The organism is Providencia sp. PROV175 (genome assembly GCF_032707045.1).
GTDB classification, from domain to species: Bacteria; Pseudomonadota; Gammaproteobacteria; order Enterobacterales; family Enterobacteriaceae; genus Providencia; species Providencia hangzhouensis.
In genome coordinates this window covers 125,699-137,392 of sequence record NZ_CP120534.1, presented here as the reverse complement: position 1 = coordinate 137,392, position 11,694 = coordinate 125,699, and the positions used below count along the sequence as shown (strand labels likewise).

Sequence of the window (11,694 nt, the reverse complement as noted above, 5' to 3'; positions counted from 1 at the left end):
AAAAGGCCATCGTTTTGTCGGCTAAAACGGTAACTGGCAATTTTAAAAAAAAGGATAATGTCTGTGCTTTCTAACCGGAGAAGAAGTGATGAAAACCCGTAAACGTTTCGCATTGCCATTGTTGGCAACCTTAGTCATAGCCACCTTGACCGGGTGTGCAGCGGATGAACCAAAGGCCCCTGAACGCACCTATGTTGATGAAACGCAGGTGACGGTGGTCAAGGCGACTTACCCTGAAGGCTATGAGTTTTCAGAGTCTTACTACAGCACTGAACGTGGCGGTGCTGCACTGCGCCACCCAGGCTATGAGCATACGCTTGTGAGCCCATATGCCGTTCATGACCAAACGGGTAAGCGGTATGTTGCACACGATCTGGACACCCAGATTTTACTGACCAGTGTATCCAGCAGTGCCTATGCTAACGGCCCGCGCGGGACATTTACTCAGTCACCCAGGTTCTGCGATGAAAATTCGTTCATGCTGCCGAACAATAAGCAAACTGCCAAACGTGGCGAGTACCTGCAAATTAAAGAGCGTTATTGCTCTACACCAGGTTACCGTCTGAGCCAGCATGAAATTGACGTGCTGACCCGTGGCGAACCGGAAGAACTGCGTCAGTATCGACTCAAGATGTATGTCGATAACCAGTTCACCAAATTTTAAGTGACTAATTAATTCTTAAGTGGGGTAAGAAAATAATGTCCAAGCAAGTCAATAAAATTCAAGTCGTTGGGCCAATTGCAATTGGCGTGATGATTGCTGTGTCAATGGGCGCAAGTCTTTACACTGCCGTGCAAACGAGCGCCATCAAGACCAAACTTAACGCGCTTCAATCGCAGGTGGTTGAAGTCGAAAACTTTAGCAAAAGCATATCCGCAAGTGTTGAGGGGCACTTTGCGCAGTTGGCTAAATCCGGTGGTGGTGGCGTTGGTGCTAACGGTGATGTTAAGTCGGCGGTACAAGCTGCGTTAGCCGGTTTGGAGGAAGATAAGCTGGCAGAGAAACGCGCTGAACTATACAAAGGCTGGGAACAGGTCAGTGTCAACAAAGACGGGCGCTACATCTACGGTAATCCGGACGCACGATTCACGCTGGTGAATTATGAAGACCTGGAATGTCCGTTCTGTAAGCAGTTCCATAAGACGCCGAAATATCTGGTCGATACGGCCAATAATGGCGCGGTGAACTGGGAATGGCGTCACTTCAACCTGGCTTTTCATGAGCCAATGGCAACCAAAGCGGCAATGACAGCAGAGTGCGTGGCAGAGCAAAAAGGACCGAAAGGCTTCTGGGGTGCGACCAACTACTGGTTTGAGCACACGCAGGGCAATGGCAAAGGCTTTGAAGACAGCGCAGGCATCCCTGCATTGTTTGAGCTGGATAAAGCAGCGTTTGACACCTGTATGCAGGATCCGAAAATCATCCAGCGCATCAAGCGTGATATGGATGCCGGTACCAAAGACGGCGTAAACGGGACGCCAACTACCATCGTGATCGACAACAAAACCGGTGAACGTGAAAGCATTGTCGGCGCGAGACCATTCGCAGGCTTCGTTGACGTCATTGAGCGAATGGTGAAAGGTGGTTTAGAGAAAGCTCCCGCACCGGCACAGGCCAAAAAATAAATGTTGATGCCCGGTTTCGCCGGGCATTTTTTAATGTTCATTGAGTATCCCAGAAAAGCCATTGATTTATTCTAAAGGTTATTAAAATCTTCCGTCTCAAATCGTCTTAAATGTTGATATAATTAGTCATTAAAACATTAATTATAAGTGGAATGAATGGAAGGCGAAAAGGAAAAAGTCAAGATTTTCTATTCTTGGCAATCAAGCTATGACGAACGCAAAAATAGGTTCTATATTCGTGATGCTTTAACAAAAGCAGTGACGCATCTGAATGAAAAACAATCAACATTCATATATGAATGGGATCAAGCCACGGATTACTCATCAGGAAGTCCTGACATTTTAGCAACTATATTGGCTAAAATATCGGCATCACAAATCGTGATTAGCGATGTGACAGTGATACCTCAAAATGGGACACCTAAAAATGAATTTCCAAATCCTAACGTTATGTTTGAACTGGGTTTTGCAGTTGCAAAAATAGGTTGGGGGCGAATAATTACTTTGTTGAATAGTAGCGAAGGGCATGGCCCCAAAGACCTACCATTTGACATCAATAAGCAGAGGGTTTCACTATATAATTCGAATAGAGATGACGGAAAGAAAAACCTAGAAAAGTTACTTATATTCGCCATTGAATTGATCACCTCTAATAACCCTGCATACCCTAATGAATCTGACCCAGCCATAACAGAAAAAATCAAGCGCCAGAGTGATATTAATACCCTGACCGGTTTAATGAATTATCTCGATACAAATATACTTGATTATTATTTTGAGGCATTGCCTAACATAATGTATTTTGATGGCTCAACCTGCTGGGAATCATTTAGAGCGATATTCAAGTCAAGTGCATTTTATTTGTATGACACTACAACTTTCAAAATACTGAACAATATTTATGAAAACTGGAGTCAATTAGTTGAAGCTGGTCAGTTTTTTTATGATCATCACCAGAATGGACTTGATTATATATTTCCAGGGAGAAAAAGGTACGAAAGCAGCGATGCTCAGATGGCTTGGGATGTTATTGGCTCGCTTTCAATGTCATTGCAAATGGAATTGGCTTCTTTAATAGAGAATTTAAAAAATAAATTCCCAGAGATAGATATTAATAAAACCAATAGTGAAGGCAGAAAAGATATCATCCGATCAAGACCTTAGTCTTATTGAATAAAGGCCCATTACGGGCCTTTTCTTTACACGATAATGATGGATTCGTTTCGTTCTCGCCTATGGTTATATTGTTCCAGCAGCTCCATCATTGAGCCATTAATGTTGATGCGGCTCTGTGTGCGGGTAATCGCGACATAAAGCAGGTTCATCTCATCAATAATGCTTTGTTTCGATTTCTTCATCATCAAAGCTTCAATAATGCTTGGGTAATCATCATTGAGGATAACGTTATCCCATTCCATGCCCTTGGATGTGTGAGCCGTGGTGATAATAAGATCAGCATCTTTGTGGGTACGAGCCTCATTCAGGCGCATCGTATCGACCATGCCGGGGATATCAACGTAGTTTTCCATCAACCTGATAGCCCGCATCATGTTCGTGTCTTTGGTCGTTTCGGCAATCTCCTGGAAGTTGGCCCAGTTACCGTAATCTGTCAGCACCCGAGGGTTTTTAATAGCTTCATAGTTACTTGTTTTCATGGCGTGAAGATCAAGCAACTCCCCCAGATTGTACTTACCGATACCACCATTCCACATGACACGCTTCCCCATCAGGATAGCCTCATAGGCAGAAGAAATGACTCCCATGTACGTTCGTGAGATAACAGCATGGAAGCCATGTTCGGCGATTTCATGAGGCTGACAAACTTCATCCAGCTTACCCAACCCTACAAGTGGGTGGGTTTCGCCAATCATGGATAAGACCACATTGGCAAGAGCTGCAACCATTGGGCCAAAGCGGAAAGACTTTGTCAGCCTGAGGACTGACGCGCCTTTTTCTTCAACAACGTCCAGCGCATTCTCTGCACCACGCCAGCGGTTAATCATTTGATGCTTATCGCCGACAAATAACTTCGCACACTTGTTATTGAGCACAATATCGAGTGTCACGGGGTTGGCGTCCTGAGCTTCATCGAACAGGATAATGTCATAGACCGAATCCAATGCAGGGTTAGACATCTGATAAAGCTTCAGTAACGTGTTATTCGTGCAAGGCACGTCAGATTCCTGATCGATTTGTTGCTTCCAGATCCGACGCGCTGCGCGCAATGCCGAATCCACGCGTGAAGGTGGGATTTTGTCAATGTTGCCGAGATCTTTTAATACGTGGGTCGTGTTAATTTCATAGTCAGCTGAGTTCATAAAGTGTGAAAGGCCATTGATAGCCAGTTTGACCACGCGCCAATCCTCTTCCTCCATCAGATCGCGGTACTCTTTAACCTGAATATTCAACTTTGTTTTATGGCGATAATGCTTAAAGCGTGCAGCGGCCAGCGCATGAGAGGTTTTGCACTCCACGTTTTTAGGGAATTTTTTCTCCGCCTCTTCACGGATAGACTTATTGAAGACCAAGTAAAGCATCTTCTTGTCTTTATGCGTGTCGGCATAGACCTTTAGTGTGAATGTTTTGCCCGAGCCTGCATAGGCCTGCACGCAAACCATCGATCCGGGCTCAGCCTTGTAGTCGATAATCCTCTGTTGCTCGTCAGTTGCTGCCATGAGCCTTCCTGTCGGTTGAAATGGACATAAATGGTACGATTTATACAACCGAGTTGGCACAAAAAAGGAGAGCGGATCGGGGACAAAAAAGGCTGACTAGTGGATTCATTCGGTGTCTCATAGAGACGATAAATTTGGGGAGGTATTATCGTAAAACTCGGTAGTGGTTACCGGTTTAGAAATCCCCACAACAACAGGCCATAAGTGCATGAAGAATCCCGATGAAGAACCCTTAAATAGCGAGCCCATTAGCCCAGATAGCCTTGTTAAAACGTTACGCACGCTGTATATGAAGAGCACGCGCGCCCTTCGTGAGTCTGACCGGCAGGCACAAAAGAAAAAGCAACTGCAAAAGGCCGTGCAGGATGCCACAATGCAGTTAAACGAACTAACCATTCAAAGTCTGGATGAGCAGCGCAGTGAGGCGTTTCTGGTGCAGCAGGATATAGCAACAAAAGCACTAAGAAAGGCCAATCGTAAACTGGCGAAGTTCTTTGATACAGCTGAGGAAGTGGAAGATCGCACTACGCTTGCGATGACAAACCTTCGGGATTATCTCTCCACGAATATTGATGAGAGGAATAAATGATGTTTTACGCATACTCGGTGCTGTGGATGATTGCCTGGAGCCTCATTTCGATTTACGTGTATCGTAAGGACAAGCAACAGGCTATCGAGAGAGGCCCGCGAGTAGAGGAATTAACGCTTGATGCGCTGGCCTTTCTCGGTGGTTGGCCGGGTTGCATCATCGCCCAGCAGATGTTCAAGCATAAAACACGTAGTGCATATCAGCGCCGATTTCGTGCTTTAGTAGGGGCCTGGGTGCTTGGCTATGCTTCTTTGTGGTATTTTTTGTGGGTTGGTCAAATTATCTAATCACCAGCATTTCAGACCAAAAAGGGAGGTTGCATTTTTAATGCGCCTCCCTTTTTGTTTACTTCAAAAAAGTAAATTGCAAAAATACAATCCTAGGCTGCAATTTTGCATGGGGAGGATGCATGTATTTATCGGGATGGGACGACGTCAAAGTTTTCCTTGCTGCTTTTCGAACCAATTCCTTGAGGGGGGCATCGATTCGTTTGTCGATGGATCAGACCACGGTAAGTCGAAGGCTAACAAATTTAGAAAAACAACTCGGTGCTAAACTGTTTTACCGCACGCCAGATGGATTAGTTCCTACTGAAGTGGCAGAAAGAGTGTTAGGTATCGCCCAGGAAATGGAGCGTAACTCTGTTTCCTTTCTGCGCTTGAGTGAAGGATCTAATGGTGAATTCTCCGGTGACGTATCAATAGCTACTACAGACAGGCTTGCAGTCGAATTCCTAATGTCAGCAGTTAAGATATTGAGAGATCGCTACCCCAATATTAATGTCACCATGAAACTTGGCGCACAGATGGCAGATATGTCGCGTGGTGAAGCTGAAATTGCCGTGCGAATCCAAAGACCTGCGGCACCAGATCTAATTGCTAAAAGGCTAGGGAGCTGGGATGTCGGCCTATACGCAACCCAGACATACCTTGATAAGTTTGGCCCACCAGAACTCGGCCAGCACCTTGCTAACCATGATATCGCTTTATACGACAATAAATTCAGCAGCCCTGTACCTGATACGATGGTAGGTGAATCTCGCCGAGATGCGCGGGTTGTAGCCAGGCTGACATCAAGCTTCTTACTCACAACCTTTGTGCGTTCGGGAATGGCTTTAGGGGAACTGCCATGCTACCAAGAGCAACGGTATCCTGAGTTAATTCGAATATGGCCGGATAAGGCCAGAAAGAAAAAATATGAAGTGTGGAAAGTCGTACATAAAGATGCCGCTGAACTCGCTAGGGTAAAAGCAGTATCAGAAGTCATTTCTGAAGTGTTTGAACGTGATATTAAGCCATTTGTCGCAGACCTACAAAGCTCGCTGTAATTTGCGCTACAAAGCAAAAACCCGACCGAAGTCGGGTTTTCTTGATGCTGGCCGTAGCCGCTGAATTAGATGCCAGCTGGCAGGGCGGTCGTTACGGCGCTGGTGGAAGTCATCATGCCGTTGATGATATCCGGCGCGTAGTACAGGCCGATGGCCGCACCAACAGCGACCGCGAAGGTCATCAGGGACTGGCGAACAACCGCAGCAGCAACGCCGACGATGACGATCAGACCCACCAGCACGCGGCCCAGAGAACCCTGCATGTAGGAAGTGATTGTGGCCCACACTTCGCTAAAACCAGTTTGCTCGGTACCTTTCGCGTAAACGGCGGTCACGCCCAGAGCCAGAACAGCGGAAGCAGCCAGAACAGATTTCAGGTTACGGGCGGAGATAGTTTTCATCGTTAACATCCTTTCTTGAGTTAAATTTCAGTTTTTGGATGTTCACCTGACTATTTAACGGGTTTCAGCAGGGAACGCAGATAAATATACAGATACCGAATACCTGATTCATTAAAAAAGCCTGACAGAAATACCTTGAAACATGAGAAATAAGGTGACTTTTTGATGCAAAAAGGGAAATGGTTAGATGTAATGGATAAAAATCTGATTTATTGAGTTTTCTGCATGTAGAAAAAAGGTGAACAAATCGCATGGCTAAACGTTTTGTTGCTTGTTTTCCCTGTGTTGTAATGGTTAGTGCAATTACAAACTTCTAAAATGGTGACTCATGGATCTCAAGAAAAAGCTTTTGGTCAGTTCCTTGGCTTTCACTCTCTCGTTATCAGCCCAAAACGCATTCGCGTTTAAATTTGACGATCTGCTTAACGGTCTGGGTAGTAGCCAAGAACAAAGCGAACAAATCCCTCCACGCGCACAGAAAGGCGCGCAGATAAACCACCAAACGCAAATCGTAATTGGCTTCTCGCCAGAAGGGTCAGCCCAGAAGGCGATCATCAATGCTATCCGCTCGGCAAAGTCAGAGCTCCGCCTGGCCGCATATTCCTTTACATCGAGAGATATCGTGAAAGAGCTGGTGGCAGCAAAGAAGCGTGGTATTGATGTCAAGATTGTGGTGGATGAGAAAGGCAATAAGAGCAAGCACTCTATATCAGCGATGAATACGGTAAGACTGGCTAAGATCCCAATCCGAACCAACGGGCGATATGCCATCATGCACGACAAGTTCATCGTGGTTGACCGGCAAACGGTGGAAACTGGATCTTTCAACTACAGCGATAGTGCGAATAAGCGAAACAGTGAAAATGCGATCGTGTTGTATAATTTACCAGAAGTGGCTGAGGTTTATCTGGAGCATTGGGAACGCCGTTGGGCAGGCGGGACCGAGCCGGAGATGAGCTATTAAGTTGGAAGTGTCAAGTTAGCGAACTGAAAACCACTCTATATATCGAGTGGTTTTTTTGTTCAACGCAAAATGGCGGTGAGCTCGCTCTCGTTAGTATCGACAAAGAACACCTCCCATAGCTTTTTCGCCAGGGTAGGGTTGATGACATTCACCTTGGAAATAGGCATCACACGACTCAGACCCAACCCCATAAAGTGCTCATAGAGCATGCGGGAGTGCCCACCAAACACACTTAGCGGCTGATTCAGAAGAAACACCACCTCTGCCATTGTTAAGCCTTCAACCTGCAACGTATAGCCCAGCGCGCGGGAACAAATCTCACGCATTACGCCGCGCTTAACTCGATAAATTTCATCTTCACTGAAGTGCTTTGGTAACTCACTTCGATCGCAGGTCATAGGGTCGATGCCGTCAATATAGCAGGCCGAATCATACTCAATACGGTACTGTGGCTCACCACTGTCATCGGTATTTTGCAGGCAACCAACCGGGTCAAGAATGGTGCCATCCTCCAGGACTAACCAGCCATACTGCGTATGAGATATTGAAAAAACGCCGTGATCACCATCGTTAACCGCCTCTTTATGTCGCGTTAGCCGAGTTCCCAACATTGCCTTACCACCGAAAACACCCCGCTGAAGAAGCGCACGACAAACTAGGTATGAATGTTGTGGTGTCCATTCGGCGTGAGGAATGCTGATACAGTAGCTTGTCGCAATGAGACGGATTCCATCAATAAGAGGGCTTATCATATTTACTCCGATAAAAAAGGCGTATCAAGGATACGCCTGTCCCATTGATCTTACTTTTTTGATTTCGGCTTTTGTTCAGGCTCCGCCGAAATGTAACGAAGGGAGTCAGTCCGCTGGCCCGGCTCACCAACACCTTGGAGAATCAGTGAATAGGTTCGCTTGCCTGCAACGATAAACAGATCCGTTGCTTGCGACCAGGAGGCCTTATTTTCACTGCGCTGGACACGGAGAATACCGCCAGGCAGCAATTTCAGTTGCCAACCTTTCTCGTCTGACAGGTAGGCACTTATGTTCTCACCCTTATCCGTTGGTAGCAGGAAGATTTTGGCAGCAAACGTGCTGTAGAGATAAACGGTATCCTGTTGTTGAGCTTTATACTCAACTTTCAACGCCGAACCTGTGTAGTTCAGATCCGAACCCGTCATCGTCATAGGTTGAGCGAACTGATTAGTAGCGGGGAGCTCAACGCGCTCCGGTCGGATAGGTTCTGGTGAGCCTGCTGGTGCAGGCTCAGCCGCCTGAGTTGGTACAGGAGTTGGTACTGGCTCAGGCGCTGGCAGTTCAGCCTTCGCTTGCTCTTCAGCCACTGGGGCCGCTTTTACGTCACCGCCCAGTGAAGGGGAAACGTCGGCTTCAGGTGAATTTTCCTCAGCGATCCCAAACTTGGCCGGGTCATACTCCCGCTCATTGCTGGCCGCAATTGGAGCAGATTGCTCTGCCTTAACGACATCTTCAGCCGGAAGGATTTCTGCCGTAGGCATAACAGGCTCAACCACTTCGGCTTCAACCGGAGTTTTAGTTTCAGGCAAACTGTTCTTCTTCAGTTCGGCAATTTCCAACGCGGGCGTTTGCGGCTCGTTTTTGCTATCAGTTGTTACGGCTTCGGCATTAGTCAGTTCAGACTCATGAGCTTGAGTGCCGCTGTTCTCAATGTCCTCTTTGACTTTATCAGTCAGCGCAACACCGTCGTTACCGATATTAACCGACATAGCTTCGACTTTCTCAGCCGGAGTTTTATCGCTCGTTAAAATAACAGCCGTCATCGCACCCCCTGCGATAATGGCCGCTACGATCACGGAAAGCACCGTCTTCTTCGATACTTTCTTCGTTGGTTCAGGCGTGTCCGCTTCCGCAGAGCGTTCACGCAAAATTTCCTGACCGTATTCAGCGCCAGTGCCGCGTTTCTCAGTCATCTATTTCCCCTCAAATTCATTCATGCACATTACCGATCACTGCAACGTTCGTTATGTTTACCCCGTCGCAGTTCAGCCTATTTAACAAACCCCGCAGAACGGAGCCCATGACCAACAGTGTTACCCTCACTGCCTGGTTGGATTGCTTGGTGATTATAACGGCATTGCTTCCGCTGCCGAAATTCAGAAGGGCGAAAAGGTCTGCGTTTTGCTTCCCTTTTCAGATGGAGTGGATATAAAAAAAGAACGCCGACTAAACGGCGCTCCATGAAAGAAAAGGTGAACGACTACAGTTCGCGGGTACCACGACAGTCTGGGAATAGGGAGCAACCAAAGAATGCTGACTTGCCAGATTTTCGAAGAACCATCTTTCCGCCGCATACCGGGCACAACGGCTCTTTCGCATCAATGGATTGAGTGGTTGCTTGGGACTTAGGGGGATTCTGTTCTAACTCTCCATTCCCTTTAATCATTTCGATCAGTTGTGTACCGTCGAGTAAAATAACCTTTCCTTTCACATTTTCGCGTTGAGCGAACTTCCATGCTTCATCGGTAAACAGGCCTGACGTAATAATGAATCCACGGTGAAAGCCGTCTGCGAGCACCACACCGTAAATTTCGCGGACAATAGCAACACCGACACGGTTTGTTTTCCAGTGTTTGCATTGCACCATTTCCCGGTGGCCGAAACCCTGAAGCTCAACATCCACACCACCGTCAGCGCCAGCCTGAGTAACACGGGCGCGATAGCCTTTAGTTTCGAAGAACTTGCAAACCACTTTTTCGAACTGATCCCACGTCATTCGCTCTAAGACCTGACGTGCATTGACGACTCCTTTTAGCTTGCCAAGCGCACGCCCTGAAGCCGATAACTGAAGATATTTAACGACCGTCCCAACAAAGAAACACAAGCCGATATAGAAAAGGAAAGCACCCACTAGCAGCGGTAGTTTGGCATGGAGCAGGTTCATGACAGAGACCATTTTGTCTTCAACCTTCTCACCGGGCGGGAACAACACATCGACAATCGCCTGGCTGATGGCACCTTGATACCCATAAGCATAGAGAAGGACCGTGATTGCCGCGATTGGAAGCCCGATATAGACACGAAATAGCAATGTGGTCTGAGGGGCATTTAAAGTGCGCCAATTTTCTTTTCTGAACCACGTTCCGACAACAACCCGCCCAGAGAACGTGAAAAACAGGAAAATGGACAACGTCAGCAGAAAGGAAATCAGCTGAATTTTCGAGCTCCCCGCAAAAATCGTATTGAGCACTATAATCAGGCCCGACATACCATAGAAGCGGATCCGCATTGCCTTTTCGGGTGTAACCTGACGTTTCTTTCCTTTCGACATTTACTGCACCTATTTTCGTTTTTTAGGCCAAGCCCGGCGAGCCTTGGCCCTCACCGACAGCTCATTGGAATTTAGAATCACGATGTCGTAAACGGCAATCAACCCCACTACGGATGGCGTGCCGTAAACGACAATTTCAGGGATGAGAGGTAGGTATGGTGAAATGACAGCATAGTAAACCACTAGTGATAAGACATACGTTGCCCAGATGTAGTAAATTTCTTTGCGGGCCAGCAAAAATACAGCGGCACAGAACAAAGCCATGTTTCCAACACCGATAATGTGGAAGAGCTCGGCCTCATTCTTACTGGCATATACAGCCAGGGCATAAACACCAGCTATCATTAACATTAAAACGTAGTTCACCACACGCAAAACCATATAAACCTCAACAAAGTAGCTTAGTCATTTGAATGTGCCGAGTTTATCATCGGCAGATCCGCTGACGAAATCACTCCAGTTTCGGCCGCAGGCACGTACCCAGCCATAGCATCCTGGTTATCGCATGCGATTTGGTTGGGGATCCAAAAATCCCCGTTCGTTGCTTCAACAAACCGAAAAACCATTTGGCAGGGGACATTTAGGACAGACGCGATAATCATGGTTTGGTTGCTCCCCTCAATAAATCGGGCGCTTTCATACTGAGCATCCTCAGCGAGCCCTTCGTTAAATAAGACTTGTAGTGCATCCAGCTCCGTCACTGGATCCGTCGTCACCTCTTTGCTCGGCGCTTTCTGTTGCGCTGGGGCTGACAGAGGTGTCACAGGCATCGGCTTTCCCGGCCCGACGTTAGCGCACCCCCCAAGGAT

At 47.0% G+C, this 11,694-nt stretch carries 14 protein-coding genes; 7 read left to right on the top strand and 7 right to left on the bottom strand.

Annotation, left to right across the window (positions count from 1 at the left end; all coding sequences use genetic code 11):
• Positions 1 to 88 precede the first annotated feature (88 nt).
• The 3 genes from P3L44_RS21395 to P3L44_RS21385 all read left to right on the top strand — a co-directional run bounded on the left by P3L44_RS21395 (position 89) and on the right by P3L44_RS21385 (position 2,790).
• On the top strand, positions 89 to 664 hold the full coding sequence (locus P3L44_RS21395; RefSeq protein ID WP_042847265.1) for a hypothetical protein: 576 nt from the start codon (positions 89 to 91) through the stop codon (positions 662 to 664).
• Positions 665 to 699: 35 nt separating this feature from the next.
• Entirely contained in the window at positions 700 to 1,626 is a 927-nt protein-coding gene (locus P3L44_RS21390) for a thioredoxin domain-containing protein (RefSeq protein ID WP_052219383.1), read from the top strand.
• 156 nt (positions 1,627 to 1,782) lie between these two features.
• Positions 1,783 to 2,790, top strand: coding sequence for a hypothetical protein (locus P3L44_RS21385; RefSeq protein WP_052219384.1), 1,008 nt, complete (start codon positions 1,783 to 1,785; stop codon positions 2,788 to 2,790).
• A gap of 35 nt (positions 2,791 to 2,825) precedes the next feature.
• Here P3L44_RS21385 and P3L44_RS21380 read toward each other — a convergent pair whose 3' ends face one another.
• Positions 2,826 to 4,301, bottom strand: a complete 1,476-nt coding sequence (locus P3L44_RS21380) for a 3'-5' exonuclease (RefSeq protein ID WP_042847267.1) — start codon at positions 4,299 to 4,301, stop codon at positions 2,826 to 2,828.
• A 208-nt stretch (positions 4,302 to 4,509) separates the two neighbouring features.
• On the opposite strand from P3L44_RS21380, the gene P3L44_RS21375 reads away from it, so the two are divergent.
• From P3L44_RS21375 to P3L44_RS21365, 3 genes are all read left to right on the top strand, one after another.
• The gene (locus P3L44_RS21375) at positions 4,510 to 4,890 is read left to right on the top strand and encodes a hypothetical protein (protein WP_042847269.1); all 381 of its coding nucleotides are present in this window, start codon (positions 4,510 to 4,512) and stop codon (positions 4,888 to 4,890) included.
• The gene (locus P3L44_RS21370; RefSeq protein WP_226617172.1) at positions 4,887 to 5,177 is read left to right on the top strand and encodes a DUF1294 domain-containing protein; all 291 of its coding nucleotides are present in this window, start codon (positions 4,887 to 4,889) and stop codon (positions 5,175 to 5,177) included. Before P3L44_RS21375 ends, P3L44_RS21370 begins: the two co-directional genes overlap by 4 nt.
• Before the next feature lie 122 nt (positions 5,178 to 5,299).
• Complete coding sequence (locus P3L44_RS21365; protein WP_042847272.1) at positions 5,300 to 6,217, top strand: LysR family transcriptional regulator; 918 nt, start codon at positions 5,300 to 5,302, stop codon at positions 6,215 to 6,217.
• Positions 6,218 to 6,282: 65 nt separating this feature from the next.
• Here the strand turns inward: P3L44_RS21365 and traA are convergent, their stop codons facing one another.
• Positions 6,283 to 6,618: a TraA family conjugative transfer protein gene (gene traA / locus P3L44_RS21360; RefSeq protein ID WP_042847274.1), complete on the bottom strand. Its 336-nt coding sequence runs from the start codon at positions 6,616 to 6,618 to the stop codon at positions 6,283 to 6,285.
• Positions 6,619 to 6,946: 328 nt separating this feature from the next.
• Between traA and P3L44_RS21355 the strand changes: the two genes are divergently transcribed.
• Complete coding sequence (locus tag P3L44_RS21355; protein WP_080750914.1) at positions 6,947 to 7,582, top strand: phospholipase D family protein; 636 nt, start codon at positions 6,947 to 6,949, stop codon at positions 7,580 to 7,582.
• Between the two features lie 59 nt (positions 7,583 to 7,641).
• On the opposite strand, the gene P3L44_RS21350 is transcribed toward P3L44_RS21355, so the two are convergent.
• The 5 genes from P3L44_RS21350 to P3L44_RS21330 form a co-directional block, all read right to left on the bottom strand.
• Positions 7,642 to 8,334 (bottom strand): hypothetical protein, encoded by a 693-nt coding sequence (locus tag P3L44_RS21350; protein ID WP_052219385.1) that lies wholly within the window; start codon positions 8,332 to 8,334, stop codon positions 7,642 to 7,644.
• Positions 8,335 to 8,384: 50 nt separating this feature from the next.
• Positions 8,385 to 9,527 (bottom strand): hypothetical protein, encoded by a 1,143-nt coding sequence (locus P3L44_RS21345; RefSeq protein WP_042847275.1) that lies wholly within the window; start codon positions 9,525 to 9,527, stop codon positions 8,385 to 8,387.
• A gap of 287 nt (positions 9,528 to 9,814) precedes the next feature.
• The gene (locus P3L44_RS21340) at positions 9,815 to 10,885 is read right to left on the bottom strand and encodes a restriction endonuclease (protein ID WP_052219386.1); all 1,071 of its coding nucleotides are present in this window, start codon (positions 10,883 to 10,885) and stop codon (positions 9,815 to 9,817) included.
• A 9-nt stretch (positions 10,886 to 10,894) separates the two neighbouring features.
• On the bottom strand, positions 10,895 to 11,266 hold the full coding sequence (locus P3L44_RS21335; RefSeq protein ID WP_042847277.1) for a hypothetical protein: 372 nt from the start codon (positions 11,264 to 11,266) through the stop codon (positions 10,895 to 10,897).
• 20 nt (positions 11,267 to 11,286) lie between these two features.
• Positions 11,287 to 11,655 (bottom strand): hypothetical protein, encoded by a 369-nt coding sequence (locus P3L44_RS21330; RefSeq protein ID WP_162762203.1) that lies wholly within the window; start codon positions 11,653 to 11,655, stop codon positions 11,287 to 11,289.
• Positions 11,656 to 11,694 lie beyond the last annotated feature (39 nt).

Bases quoted from the DNA above. Each gene is read 5' to 3' on its own strand.
- P3L44_RS21395 (WP_042847265.1), top strand. From the start codon at position 89: ATGAAAACCCGTAAACGTTTCGCATTGCCATTGTTGGCAACCTTAGTC.
- P3L44_RS21350 (WP_052219385.1), bottom strand. From the start codon at position 8,334: ATGATAAGCCCTCTTATTGATGGAATCCGTCTCATTGCGACAAGCTAC.
- P3L44_RS21385 (WP_052219384.1), top strand. From the start codon at position 1,783: ATGGAAGGCGAAAAGGAAAAAGTCAAGATTTTCTATTCTTGGCAATCA.
- P3L44_RS21355 (WP_080750914.1), top strand. From the start codon at position 6,947: ATGGATCTCAAGAAAAAGCTTTTGGTCAGTTCCTTGGCTTTCACTCTC.
- P3L44_RS21330 (WP_162762203.1), bottom strand. From the start codon at position 11,655: ATGCCTGTGACACCTCTGTCAGCCCCAGCGCAACAGAAAGCGCCGAGC.
- P3L44_RS21390 (WP_052219383.1), top strand. From the start codon at position 700: ATGTCCAAGCAAGTCAATAAAATTCAAGTCGTTGGGCCAATTGCAATT.
- P3L44_RS21380 (WP_042847267.1), bottom strand. From the start codon at position 4,301: ATGGCAGCAACTGACGAGCAACAGAGGATTATCGACTACAAGGCTGAG.
- P3L44_RS21365 (WP_042847272.1), top strand. From the start codon at position 5,300: ATGTATTTATCGGGATGGGACGACGTCAAAGTTTTCCTTGCTGCTTTT.
- P3L44_RS21370 (WP_226617172.1), top strand. From the start codon at position 4,887: ATGATGTTTTACGCATACTCGGTGCTGTGGATGATTGCCTGGAGCCTC.
- P3L44_RS21340 (WP_052219386.1), bottom strand. From the start codon at position 10,885: ATGTCGAAAGGAAAGAAACGTCAGGTTACACCCGAAAAGGCAATGCGG.
- P3L44_RS21335 (WP_042847277.1), bottom strand. From the start codon at position 11,266: ATGGTTTTGCGTGTGGTGAACTACGTTTTAATGTTAATGATAGCTGGT.
- P3L44_RS21345 (WP_042847275.1), bottom strand. From the start codon at position 9,527: ATGACTGAGAAACGCGGCACTGGCGCTGAATACGGTCAGGAAATTTTG.
- traA (WP_042847274.1), bottom strand. From the start codon at position 6,618: ATGAAAACTATCTCCGCCCGTAACCTGAAATCTGTTCTGGCTGCTTCC.
- P3L44_RS21375 (WP_042847269.1), top strand. From the start codon at position 4,510: ATGAAGAATCCCGATGAAGAACCCTTAAATAGCGAGCCCATTAGCCCA.